We start from the raw sequence: 20,138 nt of genomic DNA on the forward strand, positions 1-20,138 counted from the left end.
ACGAACGCATCGCACCGTCGAGCGCCTACTCAACGGACAGTTGTGGCAGTGCTGGTGGATTGTGCCGACAGGGCACGGGCGCAGAAAACTGGCGTGATCAGCGGAGTCTCTATCAAAAGAGGTCGAGCAGGTCGACAGCGGTGACCTACTGTTCGCGGTCACCGACAATCAGTCCGAAGGCAGCGCATGAATCCCGGGCAGAGGGAATGGCAACGCCGCTCTCACCACCCGAATTTGCCTATCCGGGTCACCTGTGTCCGCAGGTCAGTTGCTGATGCGGGTGGAATCGCCGCCGGACCACGTCGGCCGGATTCTTCGACAGTCGGTCGTCTGCACCCAGACCCGGCCGCCCGCAGCAAACAGAAGCGGGCTGTTCCGGCGAATTTCGCCGGAACAGCCCGCTGATCGCATCCACCAAAACGTGCGGAGCCGTGGCCGTTCAGTCCTGCGGGGACTCCGTCTCAGGAATGGAATCCAGCAATGCCTGCATCCGCATTTCGACGTAGGGTCGCATCATCCCGTCGGTATGGATCCACAGCTGTCGGGCTTCCATTCCCGCGATCACCATCTCTCCCACGGAATCGATGCTGACACCGGACTCGAGGAACGCGACCGTCTCCTCCGGCGCCGCGCGGCGGGAGTTGGTGAGACCGATCGTATTGTTGATGATCTGCGTGTTCACCGGCCCTGGGCACAGTACAGCGACTTCGATCTTGTGCGGTGCAAGTTCGGTGCGCAGTGATTCCGACAGCCCTACCACGGCAAATTTCGACGTTGTATAGAGAAAACCCGGGCCCGCCACGAGACCGGCGCCAGAAGCCGTGTTGACCACGTGGCCCGCCAGGCCTCGCTCCATCATTCGGGGCACAAAAGTCTTGATGCCGTTGAAAACACCGTTGAGGTTGATCCCTATGGCGAGATCCCACTGATCGTAACGAACAGTGTCCATCGCCACACTCGGCGCAATGCCGGCGTTGTTGAACAGCAGCGTCACCGGGCCGAGCTCGCTCTCAGCCTTGTCCGCGACCGCAGCGAACGCGTCGCGATCACGCACATCGAGCTCATATGCCGCAGTGGCCGTAGTGGCACTCAACTCGGATTCGGCCCGCGCCAGCGCCTCGGTGTCGATATCGGCCAACGCCAGCTTGACGCCCTTGCGAGCCAACGCCCGTGCGATCCCCAGGCCGATGCCCTGCGCTCCGCCGGTGATGAAGGCCGTAGCGCCATCCCATTCAGTCATCAGACCGATGTCCTTTCCCCGCGCAATGCCTGCGCTGCATCGAAATTGCTTCCTTACGCGAACAACTGTACGAAGATGGCAAGTCTATGTCAATCAACACAGTCTCCCGGGGAAGACACCGAAGGGCTCGTTCACCTGCCCTTGCCTATGTGTTGGGCAGCATAGTATCGTTCACTGAACATAGACTTGGGCGTGACGCGGTCCTTTTGTCGCCAGGTGGCTTCATCCCCTGCGCACCGCGCATGTCTGCCACTCACTTCCCAACACACTGCGAGGAGCACCATGGCGATTGCCATCACCCCGGACCACGAGAGCATGTCGGCGGCAGCCCGGGCCTGGGCCAAGAAGAATGACGTTCTTCGACTGACCCGCCTCCTGCTCGAAGGCACCGAGAACGAACAGAAAACCGATTCACTGTGGGCGCAGTCCGTTGCGATGGGCTGGCCCTCACTGCTGGTGCCCGAGGAGCTGGACGGAAGCGGACAAACCCTGGCCGAAGCCGCCGTCCTGATGGAAGCACTCGGTGGAAGCTGTGCGCCGCTGCCACTCATGGGCACACTCGCGGTCTCCTCACTGCTCGATCCCGCTGACGACAGTTCCCGGTTGCTGCTCGAGGGGATCACCAAGGGTGACGTACGGATCGGTATCGCGGCACGCGCCATAACAGCCACTGCCGACGCGGTGACAGGCGGCGATCTCGGGCCTGTCGAAGGTGGACGGTCGGCGACGCATCTGGCCATGATCGCGGGCGACGACGTGTTGATCGTCGCTCGGACCGTGGCCGGAGTCAGTGAGCGGATCCGGGCCGGATTCGATCCTTCCCGCGACACGAGCCAGTTCGCCCTGCACAATGTCGCGCTGTCCGAGGTGCTCGTCGTCATCCCCGGCGCGGCCGAACGCCTGCGGGCCACTGTCTCACTGCTGGCTGCCGCCGACGCAGTGGGTGTGGCTCAGGCATGCCTGGCGATCGCTGTCGAGTACGCCGCCACGCGTGAGGCATTCGGTCGTGTCATCGGTTCGTTCCAGGCCGTGAAACACCACTGCGCCGACATGCTGCTCGCAGCCGAGGTGAGCACCGCAGCCACCTGGCGTGCAGCGAACTCCTCGGACAGCGAGCACTTCTCCGTACTCGCAGCCATCGCCTACCGGTTGGCCGGCCAGGCCGCGCTGCGCTGCGCGAAGACGGCGCTGCAGATCCATGGCGGGATCGGTTTCACCTGGGAACACGACATCCACCTCTATCTGCGACGGGCAGGTGCCGGGGCCGCAATCCTCGGGTCCAGCGATGACATCGTCTATGCGGCGGGCCGCGCAGAGACCGTGCTGGCGCGGCCGGAGTCGCGAGTGTCGCTGCCACCGGAGGCAGAGGCGTTTCGGGCCGAGGTGGCCGCCTTCCGAGAGAAAGTTCTCAGCTCTCCCGAGAGCGACCGCCATCAGCTCATCGTGGATGGCGGGTACCTGTACCCGCACTGGCCCCGACCCTACGGTCTGGGTGCCGACCCCATTCAGCAGCTGGTGATCGAGGAGGAGACCCGCGACCTCGACCGGACGAGCGCGCTCGGGGCAACTCACTGGGAGCTGCCGATCATTCTGCCCACCGTGCTGGCGTTCGGCACCGCCGAACAGCAACAGCGCTGGATGAATCCGACGATGCTCGGCCAGACCCGCTGGTGCCAGTTGTTCTCCGAGCCGGGCGCCGGCAGCGACCTGGCTGCCCTGCGTACCCACGCTGTGCGCTGCGAGGGTGGCTGGAACGTCAGTGGACAGAAGGTCTGGACCAGCGATGCCCATCACGCCGATATCGGGTTGGCGCTGGTGCGCACGAATCCCGATGCCGCGAAACACAAAGGCATCACCTGCATGGTGATCGACCTCAAATCAGAGGGAGTGACCATCCGTCCGCTGCGCCAGATCACCGGCAGCTCCGAATTCAACGAGGTGTTCCTCGACAACGTGTTCGTACCCGATGACAACGTGATCGGAGACGTCGACAACGGTTGGGTGGTCGCCCGCGCGACACTGGGTTTCGAGCGTGTCAGCCTCGGTGTGGCGACCTGGAACAACGGACCCGAATGGGAAGAGCTGATGCGCCGCGCCGCGTCCGTCGCGGCTGACCGCCCAGAGCTGGTGCGTAAAGCCGGTGAGATCGCCATCGCCGCCGAAGGCGCGAAAGCACTGGCACAACGCTCGGCTTTCCGCGCGGTGCTCGGGCAGCCCGCCGGAATCGAGGGAAGTATCGCGAAACTCCTCGTAGCCGAGCACGCTCATCAGGTCGGCGATTTCGCGCTCGAGCTGCTCGCCGAGGACGCGGCCTTCGCCGACAACGAAGCCCGCTATGCGACCACCTTGTTCTTGCAATGTCGCATGGCGACCATCGCGGGGGGCACCTCCGAGGTCCTTCGCAACCTGCTGGCCGAGCGCGCTCTCGGTATGCCTCGTGAGCGTGGGGTGTAGCGGGTGCCCAACACTGCCGACGATGACGCCCACGACGCAGTGGACCTCGTGACTGGGCCTCCGCATTTCATCGGGCTCACCGTGACCGCGTATTCGGGTTGTGTTCGTATCCGGATGAACCGGCCCGCGGCGCGGAACTCACTGACTGTCGCCAGCACCGTTCAACTGCTGGCGGCGGTGCGCTGGGCCTTGCGGTCCGGTGCCAGAGTCCTCGTCCTCGAAGGTGACGAACAGGCGTGGTGTGTCGGTGGCGATATCGGCGAGTTCCATCGTGCTCCCGATCGCGGTGACTACATCGACGAGCTGGCAGAAGTACTGCATCGTCTGGTCAGCGAGCTCACCCGGGCGGATGCCATCGTTATTGCCGCGATCGACGGAGTAGCCGCAGGCGCGGGCATGCCATTAGCCGCCGCAGCCGACATCCTGATCGCAAGCGAACGGGCACGCTTCACCCTCGGGTACAACAAGATCGGACTCACACCCGACGGCGGGACCACATTGTTGCCCGCCACCATGGGGCTGCATCGAAGCCTGTATCTGGCGCTGCGCAATCCGATCCTCACCGCCGAACAGGCGCACCGGTATGGATTGGTGGCGGAGGTCGTCCCGGAGGGGCAGCTCGACGGTGCCGTCGATGCGATCGTCGGAGCTCTGGCAAACGGCCCGGGGCGAGCAATGGCACAGACCAAGCACCTGATCCGTGGCCAGGCGACAGCACACGCCGAATCGGCCATGCGCCTGGAAGCCCTGGCGGTGCGACGCGCCGCTGACACCGACGAAGCGGGCGAAGGAATCGCCGCGTTCCTGCAAAAACGTGCCGCGGACTTCACCTGACCGCGAGCCACTGAACAACCAGCACACGACAACGTGGCTGGAACCCCAAGGAGAGAAAATGTCAGTCGAAGGAACCTGGGATATCACCCTTCGCGCACAGCAGGGCAACCGGCCCGCGCGATTGCACCTGGTCGGTGGAGACAACCCGTCGGGCACCATGGCCTCCGACGAAGGAACGGCCGAATTGCGGGACTACGCCGTCGACGGAAACACCGCGACCTGGAAGGTCGGCATCACCGTGCCGATGCCGTTGACATTGGCGTTCACAGCCACCGTCGACGGCGACACGATCAGCGGCAAAGCTAAGGTCACCGCGTTCATCAAGATTCCGTTCGACGGCGTCCGGGTCTAAGAAGACTCAGTCTTCCTGGCGGACGAGCACCAGGACATCCATCCAGCACTCGCCCGCCAGGAAAGCCTGCACGAACGATATACAGACAGCCGCCCCGCGCCTACGCGATGGCCCCAGGATTCGATCGAAAGGCATCGCCACATGGCTACAGACAGCCGCGGCCTCGTCACCCCGCCCGCCAAGGCAACGATCGCGAGTCAGCTGCAGGGCACAGCCACCTCCTTCTCGGCAGGTCCAGTGCAGAGCGCGCACATCCTGGCCACCGCCGGCTCAATATTCGCCGCGCGCGGCTATCACGCGACCACCATGGACGATGTCGCCTGTCGCGTCGGTGTCAGTAAACCCGTTATCTACAAACACTTCAGCTGCAAGCTGGATCTGTATCTGGCGATTCTTCGCCGACATATCGACACCCTGGTAACCAAGATCCGGTCAGCGATGCACTCCAACGAAGACAACCGCACGAAACTCTCGGCGGCGGTCAATGCCTTTTTCGACTTCGCGGAAAACGGCGTCACCGGGTTCGCTCTTCTGTTCGACACTCACGTCGCCGACGAACCCTCTGTTCAATGGCATCTCCGACAGCTTACGACCGGCTGCACCGAGGCAGTGGCCGAGGTGGTCGCCGCCTCCGGACTCGACACGAAACGGGCGCAACTGGTGGCTGCGATGCTGGTCGGGATGAGCCAGTCCGCAGCACGTGACTGGCATGCGGGACGTTTCCCGATCAGCAAATACGACGCCGTCGATCTGATCGTGACCTTGTGCTGGTCGGGACTGTCCCGGACCAGGAGCCGAACCTCGGCCCCTGCGTGAGGGCGAACGACCGCCGCACGCAGGGGCATGGACCTCAGTTCACATTCCTGTCGAATCGCCGCCAGTACCTCGCTCGCAACTCTCGCTTGAGGATCTTGCCCGCAGCAGAGATCGGCAACTCGGGCACTATGGCTAAGCTGCGAGGCAGCTTGTAGTTCGCGAGCATCGTGCGGCAGTGGTCGGCCAGTTCCTCGACACTCAAGGATGCTCCCGTGGCCAAGATAACCACCGCGTGGACCCGCTCGCCCCACCGTTCGTCCGGGATGCCGATGACGGCACACTGCAGAACCGAGGAATGCTGCGCTACCACGTTCTCGACCTCCGCCGAATATACGTTCTCGCCACCGGTGACAATCATGTCTTTGATGCGGTCGACTACGAACACGTATCCCCGATCGTCCATATATCCGCCGTCACCCGTGTGCATCCATCCGCCCCGCACGGCAGCCGAGGTTTCCTCTGGTTTCTGCCAGTAGCCCTGCATGACATGACCGCCCCGCACGACGATCTCGCCGACGACGCCACGCTTGACCTCACGATCCTCGTTGTCGACGATTCGGACCTCCGAGTGCGCGGCCGCCCTGCCAGCCGAGCGGATCAGTCCAGGATCGTCATGGTCGTCTGGAACCAGCAGCGTGGCTACCGGGGCGAGTTCGGTCATGCCGTAAGCCTGGGTGAATGAGGCGTTGGCGATGCGCGCTCGCGAGCCCGATTCAATGCAGCCGCGGAGATCGAGGAGCCGCCATAGACAACGTTGCGCAGGCTTGTCAGATCCGCTCCGGCCGCTTCGGGCGCGTCCACAAGCATCTGGACCATCGTCGGAACCAGCAGCGCATCGGTGACGCCGAGCCGCTCCACAGCGTCGGCAACTCCTGCCGGGGTAAAGCTGGGGATCATCACGTGCGTCGACCCCGTGAGCAGCCCGACACTCCAGGTCAAAAGGTCGGCCAGGTGAAACATCGGAGCGGCATGCAGCAGAGTACCGTCCCTCGTCAGCAAGCCGGTAGTGACCATCGAGCCCATCGACGAGGTGAGCAGGTTCCCATGGGAGAGCATCACCCCTTTGGGCTGGCCGGTGGTGCCTCCGGTATAGAAGACGCCGAACAGGTCGGCCCCACCCCGCCGCGCATCGTCGGCGGCGCTCGAATTCGCGACGATCTCCTCATAGCTCACTGTGCCGTCAGGGATCTCGCCATCACCGGCATAGATGATTGTGCGCAGGCAAGGAACTTGATCGACCAGCGCGAAGATCATGCTGGAGAAATCGTCATCGACGATCAGAATCTGAGTACCGCAGTCGGCGAGAGAGTATGCGATCTCCTGCACGCTCCACCGGGTATTAACCGGGTTCACCACACCACCGGCCCACGGCACAGCCAGCAAAACCTCATGGTAGCGGTCTGAGTTGAGCGCCAGGATACCGACACGATCTCCAGCGCTGATTCCGAAATCGACCAGTCCCCCGGCGAATCGCGCGATTCGCCCAGCCGATTCACCGACCGTTGTGCTTCGGTGTGCGCAGATGGTCATGGCTCTGTCCGGAGACAGCATTGCCGCGCGGTGGATGGACTGTGTCAGATACATAGCAACTCCGAATGGCAGCAGGGGAGACCGCCCGAACCCTTCTTGCCGGATCCGGGATGCGGTCCCATCAGTGTCGAATACGCCCAGCAGAACAATCGGGCCGTCGAGCCGGGCATCGACTCGGAGCCAGACGCAGCGACCATTCTTTTGTGTTGCTGGACACACCGATAGAATCATTCGGATCAAGTCTATGTCAATCATCACAGACGGAAAGGGCCGAATTCGCCCGAGTTGCGTAGCTAAGGGATGTCCCGTAAGTCCGGGATAGTCGCGTCGGACCCAGCTCCGTACACCCGTGTCAGTGGGCGTGGGCGAGGTTGGCCAGTGTCGCTACCCCGGCCATCGCGACACTGACCCCGTCACCGCGTAGACGGCAGTCGCGCAAGATCTTCCAGGTCTTCATCCGGGCGAAAGCATGCTCGACGCGGGCACGGACCGTGCGGTGGGACTTGTTGTGCGCCTGTTTCCATTCCGGAAGCTCGACACCCGGTGACCGGCGGTGCGGAATGATCAAACCGGTGCCCTGGTAGCCGCCATCCGCGATCACTACCGCATGACGGCAGGTGTCGGCCGCACCGGACTCGGCCCATGCCCGGCAGTCGTTACGGTTGCCCGGCAACGGTTTTCCGAGCGCGACGACGAGTTCGGTGTCAGCGTCGATCACGACCTGATGGTTGGTCGACTACCGGTAGTTCTTACTCGGCACTGCGACCTTGTGATCTCGGGTCGGGACCAGGGTGCCGTCCACGATCAACACCGCACCACGCCGGAACCGGGCGCGGGGCCGCAGCGCCAACGCCGGCCCCAGATCCTCGATCACCCGGGCCGCGGCCGACTTCGACACCCCGAACACCGCCGCGACCTGACGCATCGTCAGATTCGTGCGCCAATAGGTGGCCACCAGCAGCACCCGATCTTCGAAACACAACCCCCAAGGTCGACCCCTAACGGCCGATCAGCGCCCTCGCACCGCAACTGGGTGATCAGGCGAGTGAACGTGCGTGGCCGCAGCCCGGAGAACAACTCCACCATCACTGGATCGGACACCGAGATCACCACCGATAACGCGATACTGGTTGCTGCTCAACGACTTACGGGACATCCCTTAAGCCCAGGCCCCTCTCCAGGTCCAGGTCATCACGTCCGCTTGCGGTCGCTCTTCTTTGCCGTCGCTTTGACGGTGCCCTTACGGGCCGTCCGCTCGGCAACCTGCGGTGCGGCGGTTCCCGCCTGAAGCAAGCGCTCCTGGCTGTCGATCAACGCGGCCAGCGCATTCAATGCACGTTCCAGATCGACGCTGTCGGGATCAATCTGCCATTGCAGCTGGATTCCTATCGCGGCGCCGCTGATTACGGCCGCGAGGTCGGCTTCCCGCACCTCGGCCACAGCTGGATCCACACCCTCTGGCCGTTGAATCCGGAACCATTGCTGCAACCCTTCGCGGCGCTGCGAAAGGAAGTCGCAGTACTGCTCATGTAGCGCGCCGGTACTGTTCATTGCCTCCGTAAGGATCATGAACAGCATTCTCGGACTGAGCTGCTGCAGCATGTCCGCGTAGTCCGCCATGACTTGCGTCATGCTGGGTAGTTCTGGATAGCGTTCCTGTGGCATCGCCCGGCCGATGGCTCGCTCGACGACAGCCATAACCAAGCCGTCCTTGTTCTTGAAGTGCCAGGGGATCGACCCGCGACTGATACCGGAACGTTCGGCGATGTCCACGAACGAGGTTCGATCATATCCACGCTCGGCGAACAGTTCCTCCGCAGCGTCCATGATGCGTCGGCGACTCTCTTCGCCGATCTCGTCGATTCGTCGCTGCTGACCGGGTTGATTCACGGGGTCATCCTACTTCCTGGACTTGCATGCCCGGCAACTCACTGTTGATCGACATAATCCATGCCAGGGCCGCCCTACCGAACCATCGACTCTATGCCGGTTGACATAGAGACTGTTGTGCTGTTCTCTCGATGGTGCGGGTGCGCGACGTTGTGGCTACCGCCACACCACACCCGACGCACTCAGAAAGGGCCGAGACATGCAACCCCTCGCTGGCCGAACGGCCTTCATCACCGGCGGCGCCAACGGCATCGGACTGGGAATCGCACGAGCGTGTGCCCGGCAAGGCGCCAAAATTGCCATCGCAGACACCGACCGAGAAGCCCTCGAGGCCGCCAAGGGTGACCTCGTTGCGCTCACCGAAGCAGAGGCGTATCACCTCGATGTCCGGGACCGCGATGCCTTCGAGCGCACCGCCGACAAGGTTGAGCAGGCGCTGGGACCAGTGACACTTCTGTTCAACAACGCCGGTGTCTCGGACTCGACCTCACCGCGCAAGATGAACTTCCGCGCCTGGGACTGGGTGATGGACGTCAACCTCAACGGGGTGTACAACGGCATCCAGACCTTCGTGCCACGCATGCTCGACCGCGGCCACCGAGGACACATAGTCAACACCGCCTCGGTCGCAGGACATATCGTCGCCGGTTCCGGCTTCCTTTATCACACATCGAAGTTCGCGGTCGTCGGGCTGACCGAGTCCCTGGACGCCGAACTGGACAGCTACGGAATCGGTGCCAGTGTCTTGTGCCCTGGGCAGGTGGCCACCAACATCGTCAACAACACCATCCGCATGCGACCCGACGGCACCCCACCCCATTCAGCGAAGGTCGCCGCGATCCTCGCCGATGTACAACAACAACTCAACGATAGAGGAGCCGACCCAGACGTGGTCGGCGAGATGGTCTTGGCGGGTATCGAACGCGACAGCCTCTACATCTTCACCGACGACAACTACCTTCCCCTCATTCACCGGCGGACAGCGGCGATCGTGCAGGCTATGGCCGACGTTGGCGCGAATTCGGCGCGACAGTAACCCGAGTAGATGTCTCCGACCACTAGCTTCGATAACTGGGTCCGGGAACCATCTCCGCTGTCGCCGATGCTCAGCCCCTACATAGATGTGCAGTCGATGGGATCCCCCCGACTACGGGCGGAGCACGGTCGAAGCGTCCGCCATGCGAGGTCGGCACGCGCGGAGTCCACACCCCCTATTACGAGGATGAATGCATGGTTGACGCAGAGCCCAAGGGACCGCTCCCCCGCGACCGACGGGCACCAGTGGACGTACCGCTGACACACTTCGCAGAATTCTCACAAATTCGAAAGGTCCTTCTCCTTACCGGAGCGCCGATCGCGTTCGGCATGGTGGCAGGCTTTGCACTGAACACTTGGGTTCCCCTGTGGTGGGCCATGCAAGCTCTCGGCGCGCTCGGCGCTGTAACCTCGGGCCGAGAACACACCACAAGGTTCGGGGCAGCAGGCAGGGGAGCGGTCGTGGGCGCCGTCTTCGCCCTGACCGTCCTGGTTGTTGGTGCGATTACCACCGGCAGCGAGGATATCGTCACGCTGGGAGAGCCAGCGGGCTTCGTGACAATCGCGATCATCGCATCTGCAGGTCTACACACAGCTGGAGTCCGGCGGCTCCGGATCGCTGGCTGATGTGCGGAGCACGGTGTACGCCGACACTCGCACTGTCCTTGCTGGAGCGCCAGCGCCCGTCGAGGTTGCCTACACGCTCGTCCTGGAACCACCAGCAACGCAGATTCAGTTGAACGCCTAGCACATCAACCGGAGCAGGCGAAGGCCCTACCGTACCCATTCCTAGGCGCGCACAACCCGATGCTGGAATACCTCGTCTGCGAATTACCGCCGACGTCAAGGAGCGCACCGCCACCCTGACGCCGCGGTGTACAGGCCGACGACGACGCTGCCCTACGAGGAAAAGGCGCCCTGGAAGAGCGAATACGAGCGCGAGCAGGCGGCGTGGAACCGGATGACCAGCACCATCGGCATGGGCGCCAGCATCGGCACCCTGGTCGGCGGGCTCACCGGTGCGGGCGTCGGATGCGTCCTGGGCGGCATCGCGGGTGCGACAGTTGCGGCCGCCACTATCGTCGGCATGTTCGGGCCGTTCATCCCCGCCGCGGCCGTCGGCTGCCTCGGCGGAATCCTCGCCATCGGCGCACTGGGCACCGTCACCGGTCAGTTGCTGGTGACCGCGCCCGTCGCCATCCTGGCTGCCGCGCAGTACTTCACCACTATCAATTCCCCGATGCCGTCCGCACCGGCGAAGTGATGTCCCCGCGTCCCACCCACCCGCCGCGCCGATGGGTGGGACGTGAGCACGGTCAACCTCGAAGCGCCTGCCCGAGCGGTTCTTTCGGTGCGGCCGGCTGACATATCGGCATAACCGACGAAGATGGCTGATTCGGTCTCCACCTGAGAAGTCGAGGATCGGTAGCGGACCCGCGGCGTCGATTCCCAGCCGTTGTCCTCGCCTCTGAGGTAGTGGTCGAAGAAGCGCTGCAGGTCCGCACGGTTCGCCTCGTCGTAATACCCCCGGTTCTCGAGCGGGTGGCGACGGCGACCGGAGAGCCGGTGGCACCGGGGTGATTCGGCCGCGCACAGGCTCGGCTCCTTCTATCTCGGCAGCGATTCACTGATGAGACGGCTGTCACCACGAAACTCTGCCACTACGAAATCCGCGGCGTCGGTGACGGTGACGTCGTAGATGCCGTTGCGGCCGAACGTGGACCGCTCGACCGCGGTCGCGGTCAGGACCGCGCCGAGTTCCGTCGACCGCAGGAATCGGATGTCGGCTCGTGCGGAGACAGCGGCTTGGTGGCCGCTGTTGCACGCCAGCGCAAACGCAGTGTCCGCGAGCAGAAAGACGTATCCACCGTGGGTAATTCCGTGCCCGTTGACCATGGCGTCGGTGACGGTCATCGTCACCGACGCACGGCCTTGTTCGAGTTCAAGCACCTCGATACCTAGGGCTTGGGACGCGGTGTCGGCGGCAAACATGTCACGGGCGATGCTGAACTGCCTCTGGTCGGCTGTTGTCATCACAAGCTCCTGGGTGGTTGTTCACCCCACACCGGGGCGAGTGGCGGCAGGACTGTGCCTGCGACCACCTGCCCGCCGCGTGGTGGTCAGTGAGTGACCGACTCGAGGCTTTGGGTGTACATTGTCACGCCACCGGTAGCGAACTTGCGGACATCGCGCCCGGCTTCGCGCATCTCCGGCGACGCCAAGCCGCTCCTCAGGTCTTCCTCGTTGTCGAACTGAAGATGCGCCACGGCGTAGTAGGCCGGAGCCGATCCGTCGATGGAAGAGCATTTGCCCCAGGTGAATCCGGACAGTCCGGGCACCTTGGCCGCCAACGGGATGTGGGTAGTGCGGTAGTACTCGTCGAATGCGGCGGGATCGTCTGGAATTCCATAGCAGACTGCGATCTGGTGAGTCACTGGCCTTCTCCGTTCGGCTTGGCAACGAGAGTGAGCACGTCGTAGGTGGCGACGGGATCGCCGTTCTGGTTGGTAACGACGGCATCCCAGCGCACCTCACCGTAGTCGGCACTGGCGCGAGGAGTGATCTGCTTCGCGGTGAGGGTGACCGTCAACGTATCTCCGGCTTTGACCGGGGTCAGGAACCGCAGGTTGTCGACCCCGAAGTTGGCCAGGACCGGGCCTGGCGCCGGGTCGACGAACAGACCCGCAGCGAGCGAGACCACGAGATAGCCGTGCGCGACGATGCCGCCGAAAAGCGGGTTGGCTGCGGCAGCTTCGGGGTCAGTGTGGGCGTAGAAGGTATCCCCGGTGAACTCGGCGAAATGTTCGATGTCGGCGAGTTCGACCTGTCGCGGCCCGCCTACGATGGTGTCGCCGAGCGTCAGCTCGGCCAGGTTCTTGCGGAACGGATGAACCTCGCCTTCGATCTTGTCGGCCCCGGGCACCCAGCGCCGCCCCACTGCGGTGAGAATGTTGGGTGTGCCCTGAATCGCGGTGCGCTGCATGTGATGCAGAACGCCGCGGATGCCGCCGAGTTCCTCACCTCCGCCCGCGCGGCCGGGGCCACCGTGGACGAGCACCGGCAGTGGCGAGCCATGTCCGGTGGATTCACGGGCATCCTCGCGGTTCAGGACGAGGACGCGACCGTGGTATGGGGCCAGACCGAGAACGATCTCACGGGCAATATCGGTGTCGGCGGTGACCAGGGAGGCGACCAGGCTGCCCCGGCCTCGAGCGGCGAGCTCGATCACGTCGGAGGCATCGCGGTAGCCGATGACGGTGCTGACGGGACCGAACGCCTCGACGTCGTGCGGTTCGGTGGCGTCGCGATCGTCGCATCGCAGCAGGATCGGGGACAGGAACGCTCCCGTCTCGGCGTCGGCACCGACCACTTCGACGTTGTCCGGGTCGCCGTGCACGATGCGCGCGCTCTTCGTCAGCGCGCGAATGGATTTGAGCACCTCGTAGCGTTGTTCCAGGCTTGCGAGGGCACCCATCGTCACACCCTCGGCATCGGGTGCGCCGACAACGATCTTGTCCAGGCGGGCACTGGTCGCGGCGACTACGTCGTCGACCAGATGCTCTGGGACAAGGGCGCGCCGGATGGCGGTGCACTTTTGCCCGGCCTTGACTGTCATCTCCGTGACCAACTGCTTGACGAAGAGATCGAACTCTTCACTTCCGGTGGTGACGTCCGCGCCGAGGATAGAGGCGTTGAGCGAATCGGCCTCGGCGTTGAAGCGCACGCCGGCTCCGACCACGTTCGGGTGCGCGCGCAGCGTCGCTGCGGTGTCGGCGGAGCCGGTGAAGGCGACGGAATCCTGGCCGCCGAGGTGGTCTAGCACGTCGTGGGCACTGCCGCACAGCAACTGGACCGACCCCTCGGGCAGCAGCCCGGACTCGACGATGCGGCGGAACACCAGCTCCGTCAGATAAGCGGACTGGCTAGCAGGCTTGACGATCGAGGGAACGCCGGCGATGAAGGCCGGAGCCAGCTTCTCGAGGAAACCCCAGACAGGGAAGTTGAATGCGTTGATCTGGACAGCGACGCCGCGGCGCGAGGTATAGATGTGCTGGCCGAAGAAACTGCCCTTCTTGCCCAGCGGCTCGGGACCGCCGTCGAGGTGGACGGTGTCGTTGGGGAGCTCACGTCGGGCTTTGCTCGCGTAGCTGAGCAGTGTTCCGAACCCGCCGTCGATGTCGATGGCCGAATCGCGTTCGGTTGCGCCCGTGGCGGCCGACAGGGCGTAGAACTCACGCTTTCCGGCCATCAGGGTGGCCGCGAGCGTTTTCAGCGCGGCAGCGCGCTCATGGAAGGTCAGCTTCGCCAGCGCCGGGCCGCCCACGGTGCGGGCGTAATCGATCATGCCGGGCACGTCCACGCCGGTCGACGAGATCCGGGCGACCTCGTGGCCGTCTACTGCACTGAGCAGCGGGGTTCCCACGTCGGGCGCGGTGTGCCAGCGCCCCTGTACATAGCTCTGAAGCAAATTGCTCACGAGGTCTCCATATCCCACCGTACGTTCGGTCAGTAATTACCATCCGTGAACACCGCGCTCCTGTCAAGGGGGCGGACTCGCCCTTCAGCCGAAGAGGTGGGCGCTCAGGTGCGCCGCAGGCCGTCGAAGACGATCGCAACAACCGTGTCGGCAAGGTTGTCGACCCCGCCATCTGCGCGCGGGCGGTACCACTCGACAATCGAGTTGACCATACCGAAGGTCAGCCTGCTGACCAGCGCGGAGTCGATTCCAGGCGGCAAGTCCCCCTCGCGTTCCGCCGCCAGGACGAGTTCGGTGACGAACGCGTCGAATTCCCTGCGGCGTGCCAGCGCCCGGCGCTCGACAGCGGTGTTGCCGCGCACGCGCAGGAGCAGCGTCACGTACGGCAGCTCCGCAACGAGGACCTCCACACTGCGGCGGACCAAGTACTCGAGCCGGTCGATGTACGGACCGGTGGTAGCACCAGCCTCTACGGTGACGGCGAACAGTGCGTTCAGTGCTCGCGAGAGTGCCAGTTCGAGCAGTTCGGCTTTGCCCGAAACGTGGTGATAGATGGCCGACTTGGAGATCCCCAGACGCTTGGAGAGCACCTCCATACTGGTGCCGTCGTAGCCCTTGTCGTTGAACACCTTCACAGCGACCGCCAGAAGCGAGTCGACGTCGTATCCAGGCCTGCCCGGACGTCCCGTTCGTTGCACTACGCGCGCCGATGTCATCGGTCCATCTTCGCTTACACACGCTTGCCGGACCGCTATGGCTGCAACACACCCTTGTTACCAACCGAATGTTCAGTTAATAATTAAAGGACGGACGCAGATGAGGAGCACAGGATGGGTGATGTTTTTCTGGTCGACGGCGCACGGACGCCGCAGGGCCGCTACGGCGGCGCGCTGGCGGAGGTGCGTCCGGATGATCTGGCGGGACTCGTGGTAGCGGAGGCGGTACGCCGCGCCGGGGTACCCGGCGACGCGATCGACGAAGTGATCCTGGGCGCTGCTAACCAGGCAGGCGAGGACAACCGCGATGTCGCTCGGATGGCCGTGCTGTTGGCCGGTTTACCCGACTCGGTTCCTGGATTCACAGTGAACCGGTTGTGCGCGAGCGGCTTGACCGCCGTCGCGCAAGCTGCGGCATTGATCCGCAGCGGTGAAGCCGACATCATCGTCGCCGGCGGCGTGGAGTCGATGACTCGGGCGCCGTGGGTGATAGCCAAGCCTGGAACCCCGTGGGCACGACCCGGCGAGGTCGCCGATACCTCGCTGGGATGGCGGTTCACCAACCCGAAGTTCGCCGAAGCAGACAAGTCCATCCCGGCCGATGCAGCACCAGAGACCCGTAAGATCACCCTGTCCATGGGCGAGACTGCCGAAGAGGTCGCGGCGCTCGAAGGCATCACCCGCGAAGAGAGTGATGCCTTCGCCCTGCGCAGTCACCAGCGAGCGATCACCGCGGCGGACGCCGGTCACTTCGAACGCGAAATCGTGCCGGTCCCGCTGAAGAGCGGAGCGCTCGAAGCTGACGAGACACCGCGGCGCGGAACCACGATCGAAAAGTTGGCGTCGCTGAAGCCTGCCTTCCGCAAGAACGGCATCGTCACAGCCGGCTCATCGTCCTCGCTCTCGGACGGCGCCGCAGCGCTCGTCGTCGCGAGCGAGAAGGCGGTGGCCCGTTACGGCTTCACCGTCCGCGCGCGGATCGTCGGGTCCGCCAGTGCCGGAGTTGCGCCGCAGATCATGGGCCTCGGACCGGTTCCCGCCACGAAGAAGGTGCTCGCTCGCGCAAAATGGTCGATCGCGGACTTGGACGCGGTCGAGTTGAACGAGGCCTTCGCAGCTCAATCCCTCGGTGTGATCCGCCGACTGAAGCTGGACGAGGCGATCGTCAATGCCGACGGCGGTGCCATTGCCCTCGGTCATCCCCTCGGTTGCTCCGGTGCACGGATCCTGCTGACACTGCTCGGACGGATGGAGCGTGAGCAGGCTCGCCGCGGTCTGGCAACCCTGTGCGTCGGCGTCGGGCAGGGCACCGCGATGCTGATCGAGGCACCATGACGCACTTCGTCACCCTCGATGTCGATGAACGAGCCGATCGCGTCGTCGTGACCCTCGATCGTCCGGCGCAGCGCAACGCGATCACCACCGAGATGATCGACGAACTGCACGCCGTATGCACTCGCATCGAGGCCGACCCGAAGCTCCTGCTCCTCACCGGTCGTGGTGAGCACTTCGCCGGTGGAGCCGATATCGGGCAGCTCCGCACCCGCACTCGCCATGACGCGCTCGCCGGGATCAATCGCATCCTGTTCGACCGCATCGGACGCCTGCCACTGCCCACCGTGGCTGCGGTCAGCGGATTCGCACTCGGCGGCGGCGCAGAATTGGCATACGCGTGTGACATCCGAATCGCCACCACCACAGCGAGGTTCGGCAACCCCGAACCGGGACTAGGCATCATGGCCGCCGCCGGCGCCACATACCGGCTTCCCCAACTGGTCGGGGCGTCGGTCGCGAAGCAGGTGCTGCTCGGCGGACACGTCCTCGACGCCGACACCGCGCTCCGCACCGGACTGGTTCTCGATGTCGTAGAGCCGGGAAACCACGTCGACGCCGCCCACCAGCTACTCGACCGTATCGCCCGCTCGGCCCCGCTGGCGCTACGACTGACCAAGACCATCATCAATTCACCGGGCACACACCCGTTCGCCGACGACATCGCCCAGGCCGTGCTGTTCGAGACCAGGGACAAACACGACCGCATGACCGCCTTCCTGGAGAAGAAATGACCGAAAAACAGATACCGGCCCGCGTCGCCGTGATCGGCGGCGGCCGAATGGGCGCCGGCATCGCGCAGGTGTTCGCCACCGTCGGCAGCGAAGTCGTCATCGCCGAAACCGGCGATCAGGCCGCCGCCCGAAACCGTGTCGCGACTGGACTGGGTCGTGCGGCCGAACGCGGCAGGCTCGCCCACTCGGCCGTCGACGAGATCCTCGGACGCGTTGCTACCGTCGCGTCCCCCATGGAGATTCATCCGGAAACAGACCTGGTCGTCGAGGCAGTTCCCGAGAACCTCGATTTGAAGGCCGGCGTGCTGAAGGCGGCCGAGAAGGTAGTCGGCCCAAGCACCGTGATCGCCAGCAACACCAGCTCACTGTCGATCAGCGAGCTCGGTGCGGGCCTCGCGGACCCGACCCGGTTCCTCGGGATGCACTTCTTCAACCCGGTCCCCGCATCCGACCTGGTCGAGATCGTCACCGCACCCGCGACCTCCCCGTCCGTGGTCGACAAGGCCGTGGCCTGGGTGAGCTCACTGGCGAAGGTGGACGTCGTCGTCAACGACTCCCCCGGATTCGCCACCAGCCGCCTGGGTGTATTCCTCGGCCTCGAGGCCATCCGGATGCTCGAAGACGGCGTCGCCAGCGCCGAGTCGATCGACCGGGCCATGGAGCTCGGCTACCGGCACCCGATGGGCCCGTTGCGCTCGACCGACCTCGTCGGCCTCGACGTCCGGCTGGCCATCGCCGAACACCTCACCGCCACCCTCGGTCCGCGCTTCGAACCGCCGAAGCTGCTGCGCGACAAGGTTGCCCGAGGCGAACTCGGCCGCAAAAGCGGACGCGGATTCTACGACTGGACCACCCCGAAGAACGGAGAACGGGCATGACCGTTGCAGAGACCCCCACCGTGACCGTCGACGTCGACCAGGCACTGGCCACCGTCACTCTCTCCCGGGCCGCCGCCTCCAACGCGCTCGACCGCGTCACCAAGGAGTCGCTGCTCGACGCGCTCCGGCAGGTCGGGGCCGACGTCGAGGTGCGTGCGGTGCTCTTGACCGCGCAAGGCCGGAACTTCTGCGTCGGGCAGGATCTCGGCGAGCACGTCGAAGCCCTGCGCGCCGACCCGCAGTCCGCGATGAATACCGTCGGTGAGCACTACAACCCGCTGCTGAAGGCTGTCACCGAACTGACCGTTCCCGTCGTCGTCGCGATCCGCGGTGCTTGCGTCGGCGCCGGACTCGGACTGGCACTCGCCGGTGACATCCGGGTCGCCGGCGAAGGCGCGAAGTTTGCCACCGCGTTCACCGGGATCGGGCTCGCCAGCGATTCGGGCCTGAGCCACACCCTCGTCCACGCGGTCGGCGCCAGCCGGGCCGCCGGTTTGATGCTGCTCGGCGACCGCTTCGGCGCCGCCGACGCCGCCGCATGGGGACTGGTGCACCGAGTTGTCGCCGACGACGACGTCGAGACCGTCGCCCGCGAACTCGCACTGCAGCTCGCACACGGCCCCACCCAGGCCTACCGACAGGTCAAAAGCCTCCTGAACGCCGGTGTTCCCGGCCTGACCGAGGCCCTCGACCGCGAGCAGATCGCACAGCAGACACTCGGCGCCAGCGCGGATCACAGCGCCGCGGTCGAAGCCTTCCTGGGCAAGTCGCGACCGATCTTCACCGGTCACTGATCCCCGTCTGTGCACTCGACCGGCAATGTCCGCCCCGAACCTTGCGTGCGGACAGACGGTCACGGATACTATTACTGACCGAATATTCGGTATTGAAATGAGGGCCACATGACATCGTCGGCAACTACGGACGACCTGCGGGACCTGTTCGACGACACCATCGCGCACGATCAGCGGATCGAGCCTCGCGACTGGATGCCGGACGACTACCGCAACACGCTGATCCGGCAGATCGCGCAGCACGCGCACTCGGAGATCATCGGTATGCAGCCCGAGGGGAACTGGATCACCCGCGCGCCGTCGCTGCGCCGCAAGTCGATATTGCTCGCGAAGGTGCAGGACGAGGCCGGGCACGGGTTGTACCTGTACTCCGCAGCCGAGACCCTCGGCGCCAACCGTACGGACCTGACCGAGAAGCTGATCACCGGGAAGCAGAAGTACTCGTCGATCTTCAACTACCCGACGCTGACCTTTGCTGATGTCGGTGTCATCGGGTGGCTCGTCGACGGAGCAGCCATTTGCAACCAGGTCCCCTTGTGCCGCACCAGTTTCGGACCGTACGGGCGGGCGATGATCCGGGTGTGCAAGGAGGAGTCGTTCCACCAGCGGCAGGGCTTCGAGCTGCTCATGACGATGATGCGCGGCACCGACGCCCAGCGCGCCATGGTTCAGGAAGCGGTCGACCGCTGGTGGTGGCCGGCACTGATGATGTTCGGTCCGCCCGATGATCAGTCCCCCAACACCGAGCAATCCATGACGTGGAAGATCAAGCGGCACACCAACGACGAACTGCGGCAGCGCTTCGTCGACATGAGCATCCCCCAGGCCGAGGCGCTCGGGGTGACCTTCCCCGACCCGGACCTCGTGTGGAACGCCGAACGCGGCCACCACGACTTCGGCGAACCCGACTGGAGCGAGTTCATGGACGTCATCAAGGGCAACGGTGCCTGCAATGTCGAACGCATCACCAACCGTCGCGCCGCGCACGAGGGCGGCGCTTGGGTCCGCGAAGCAGCAACGGTCTTCGCCGCCCGTGAACGAGAGGGCTCGTAGGAC

General features: G+C 64.5%; 18 protein-coding genes and 2 pseudogenes. 12 read left to right on the forward strand and 8 right to left on the reverse strand.

The window, feature by feature from the left end:
* Window positions 1-439 precede the first annotated feature (439 nt).
* On the reverse strand, window positions 440-1,240 hold the full coding sequence (locus ACWZHB_RS12525) for an SDR family oxidoreductase (RefSeq protein ID WP_427908105.1): 801 nt from the start codon (window positions 1,238-1,240) through the stop codon (window positions 440-442).
* A 282-nt stretch (window positions 1,241-1,522) separates the two neighbouring features.
* Between ACWZHB_RS12525 and ACWZHB_RS12530 the strand changes: the two genes are divergently transcribed.
* The 4 genes from ACWZHB_RS12530 to ACWZHB_RS12545 all read left to right on the forward strand — a co-directional run bounded on the left by ACWZHB_RS12530 (window position 1,523) and on the right by ACWZHB_RS12545 (window position 5,696).
* Window positions 1,523-3,694 carry an acyl-CoA dehydrogenase gene (locus ACWZHB_RS12530; RefSeq protein ID WP_427908106.1) on the forward strand — a complete coding sequence of 724 codons (2,172 nt, stop codon included), beginning with the start codon at window positions 1,523-1,525 and terminating at the stop codon, window positions 3,692-3,694.
* 3 nt (window positions 3,695-3,697) lie between these two features.
* Window positions 3,698-4,528, forward strand: coding sequence for an enoyl-CoA hydratase-related protein (locus ACWZHB_RS12535; protein WP_427908107.1), 831 nt, complete (start codon window positions 3,698-3,700; stop codon window positions 4,526-4,528).
* 58 nt (window positions 4,529-4,586) lie between these two features.
* Window positions 4,587-4,880 (forward strand): hypothetical protein, encoded by a 294-nt coding sequence (locus ACWZHB_RS12540; RefSeq protein WP_427908108.1) that lies wholly within the window; start codon window positions 4,587-4,589, stop codon window positions 4,878-4,880.
* A gap of 237 nt (window positions 4,881-5,117) precedes the next feature.
* A complete protein-coding gene (locus tag ACWZHB_RS12545; protein WP_427908109.1) occupies window positions 5,118-5,696 on the forward strand; it encodes a TetR/AcrR family transcriptional regulator in 579 nt (192 codons plus the stop codon).
* A gap of 34 nt (window positions 5,697-5,730) precedes the next feature.
* Here ACWZHB_RS12545 and ACWZHB_RS12550 read toward each other — a convergent pair.
* From ACWZHB_RS12550 to ACWZHB_RS12560, 3 genes and pseudogenes are all read right to left on the reverse strand, one after another.
* Window positions 5,731-7,280 (reverse strand): annotated as a pseudogene (locus ACWZHB_RS12550) (long-chain-fatty-acid--CoA ligase).
* Between the two features lie 298 nt (window positions 7,281-7,578).
* Window positions 7,579-8,312 (reverse strand): annotated as a pseudogene (locus ACWZHB_RS12555) (transposase).
* 105 nt (window positions 8,313-8,417) lie between these two features.
* Window positions 8,418-9,116, reverse strand: coding sequence for a TetR/AcrR family transcriptional regulator (locus ACWZHB_RS12560; RefSeq protein WP_427908110.1), 699 nt, complete (start codon window positions 9,114-9,116; stop codon window positions 8,418-8,420).
* 199 nt (window positions 9,117-9,315) lie between these two features.
* Between ACWZHB_RS12560 and ACWZHB_RS12565 the strand changes: the two genes are divergently transcribed.
* The 3 genes from ACWZHB_RS12565 (at window position 9,316) to ACWZHB_RS12575 (ending at window position 11,415) form a co-directional block, all read left to right on the forward strand.
* Window positions 9,316-10,152: an SDR family oxidoreductase gene (locus tag ACWZHB_RS12565; RefSeq protein ID WP_427908111.1), complete on the forward strand. Its 837-nt coding sequence runs from the start codon at window positions 9,316-9,318 to the stop codon at window positions 10,150-10,152.
* A gap of 194 nt (window positions 10,153-10,346) precedes the next feature.
* Window positions 10,347-10,778 (forward strand): hypothetical protein, encoded by a 432-nt coding sequence (locus ACWZHB_RS12570; RefSeq protein WP_427908112.1) that lies wholly within the window; start codon window positions 10,347-10,349, stop codon window positions 10,776-10,778.
* Between the two features lie 247 nt (window positions 10,779-11,025).
* On the forward strand, window positions 11,026-11,415 hold the full coding sequence (locus ACWZHB_RS12575) for a hypothetical protein (protein WP_427908113.1): 390 nt from the start codon (window positions 11,026-11,028) through the stop codon (window positions 11,413-11,415).
* Between the two features lie 344 nt (window positions 11,416-11,759).
* On the opposite strand, the gene paaI is transcribed toward ACWZHB_RS12575, so the two are convergent.
* The 4 genes from paaI to ACWZHB_RS12595 all read right to left on the reverse strand — a co-directional run bounded on the left by paaI (window position 11,760) and on the right by ACWZHB_RS12595 (window position 15,344).
* Window positions 11,760-12,185, reverse strand: coding sequence for a hydroxyphenylacetyl-CoA thioesterase PaaI (gene paaI, locus ACWZHB_RS12580; protein ID WP_427908114.1), 426 nt, complete (start codon window positions 12,183-12,185; stop codon window positions 11,760-11,762).
* Between the two features lie 86 nt (window positions 12,186-12,271).
* The gene (locus tag ACWZHB_RS12585; protein WP_427908115.1) at window positions 12,272-12,586 is read right to left on the reverse strand and encodes an EthD family reductase; all 315 of its coding nucleotides are present in this window, start codon (window positions 12,584-12,586) and stop codon (window positions 12,272-12,274) included.
* On the reverse strand, window positions 12,583-14,628 hold the full coding sequence (gene paaZ, locus ACWZHB_RS12590) for a phenylacetic acid degradation bifunctional protein PaaZ (protein ID WP_427908116.1): 2,046 nt from the start codon (window positions 14,626-14,628) through the stop codon (window positions 12,583-12,585). The genes ACWZHB_RS12585 and paaZ overlap by 4 nt, the downstream gene beginning before the upstream one ends.
* Window positions 14,629-14,732: 104 nt before the next feature.
* Window positions 14,733-15,344: a TetR/AcrR family transcriptional regulator gene (locus tag ACWZHB_RS12595; RefSeq protein ID WP_427908117.1), complete on the reverse strand. Its 612-nt coding sequence runs from the start codon at window positions 15,342-15,344 to the stop codon at window positions 14,733-14,735.
* 114 nt (window positions 15,345-15,458) lie between these two features.
* Between ACWZHB_RS12595 and ACWZHB_RS12600 the strand changes: the two genes are divergently transcribed.
* From ACWZHB_RS12600 to paaA, 5 genes are all read left to right on the forward strand, one after another.
* On the forward strand, window positions 15,459-16,679 hold the full coding sequence (locus tag ACWZHB_RS12600) for a thiolase family protein (protein WP_427908118.1): 1,221 nt from the start codon (window positions 15,459-15,461) through the stop codon (window positions 16,677-16,679).
* Window positions 16,676-17,410, forward strand: a complete 735-nt coding sequence (locus ACWZHB_RS12605; protein ID WP_427908119.1) for an enoyl-CoA hydratase/isomerase family protein — start codon at window positions 16,676-16,678, stop codon at window positions 17,408-17,410. The genes ACWZHB_RS12600 and ACWZHB_RS12605 overlap by 4 nt, the downstream gene beginning before the upstream one ends.
* Window positions 17,407-18,288, forward strand: a complete 882-nt coding sequence (locus ACWZHB_RS12610) for a 3-hydroxyacyl-CoA dehydrogenase family protein (protein ID WP_427908120.1) — start codon at window positions 17,407-17,409, stop codon at window positions 18,286-18,288. The genes ACWZHB_RS12605 and ACWZHB_RS12610 overlap by 4 nt, the downstream gene beginning before the upstream one ends.
* On the forward strand, window positions 18,285-19,082 hold the full coding sequence (locus tag ACWZHB_RS12615; protein ID WP_427908121.1) for an enoyl-CoA hydratase/isomerase family protein: 798 nt from the start codon (window positions 18,285-18,287) through the stop codon (window positions 19,080-19,082). Before ACWZHB_RS12610 ends, ACWZHB_RS12615 begins: the two co-directional genes overlap by 4 nt.
* Before the next feature lie 108 nt (window positions 19,083-19,190).
* Window positions 19,191-20,135 (forward strand): 1,2-phenylacetyl-CoA epoxidase subunit PaaA, encoded by a 945-nt coding sequence (gene paaA, locus ACWZHB_RS12620; protein WP_427908122.1) that lies wholly within the window; start codon window positions 19,191-19,193, stop codon window positions 20,133-20,135.
* Window positions 20,136-20,138: the final 3 nt, after the last annotated feature.

It is taken from the genome of Nocardia sp. FBN12 (assembly GCF_054031145.1).

Bases quoted from the DNA above. Each gene is read 5' to 3' on its own strand.
- ACWZHB_RS12525 (WP_427908105.1), bottom strand. From the start codon at position 1,240: ATGACTGAATGGGATGGCGCTACGGCCTTCATCACCGGCGGAGCGCAG.
- ACWZHB_RS12530 (WP_427908106.1), top strand. From the start codon at position 1,523: ATGGCGATTGCCATCACCCCGGACCACGAGAGCATGTCGGCGGCAGCC.
- ACWZHB_RS12540 (WP_427908108.1), top strand. From the start codon at position 4,587: ATGTCAGTCGAAGGAACCTGGGATATCACCCTTCGCGCACAGCAGGGC.
- ACWZHB_RS12565 (WP_427908111.1), top strand. From the start codon at position 9,316: ATGCAACCCCTCGCTGGCCGAACGGCCTTCATCACCGGCGGCGCCAAC.
- ACWZHB_RS12570 (WP_427908112.1), top strand. From the start codon at position 10,347: ATGGTTGACGCAGAGCCCAAGGGACCGCTCCCCCGCGACCGACGGGCA.
- paaI (WP_427908114.1), bottom strand. From the start codon at position 12,185: ATGACAACAGCCGACCAGAGGCAGTTCAGCATCGCCCGTGACATGTTT.
- ACWZHB_RS12595 (WP_427908117.1), bottom strand. From the start codon at position 15,344: ATGACATCGGCGCGCGTAGTGCAACGAACGGGACGTCCGGGCAGGCCT.
- ACWZHB_RS12600 (WP_427908118.1), top strand. From the start codon at position 15,459: ATGGGTGATGTTTTTCTGGTCGACGGCGCACGGACGCCGCAGGGCCGC.
- ACWZHB_RS12605 (WP_427908119.1), top strand. From the start codon at position 16,676: ATGACGCACTTCGTCACCCTCGATGTCGATGAACGAGCCGATCGCGTC.
- ACWZHB_RS12610 (WP_427908120.1), top strand. From the start codon at position 17,407: ATGACCGAAAAACAGATACCGGCCCGCGTCGCCGTGATCGGCGGCGGC.
- ACWZHB_RS12615 (WP_427908121.1), top strand. From the start codon at position 18,285: ATGACCGTTGCAGAGACCCCCACCGTGACCGTCGACGTCGACCAGGCA.
- paaA (WP_427908122.1), top strand. From the start codon at position 19,191: ATGACATCGTCGGCAACTACGGACGACCTGCGGGACCTGTTCGACGAC.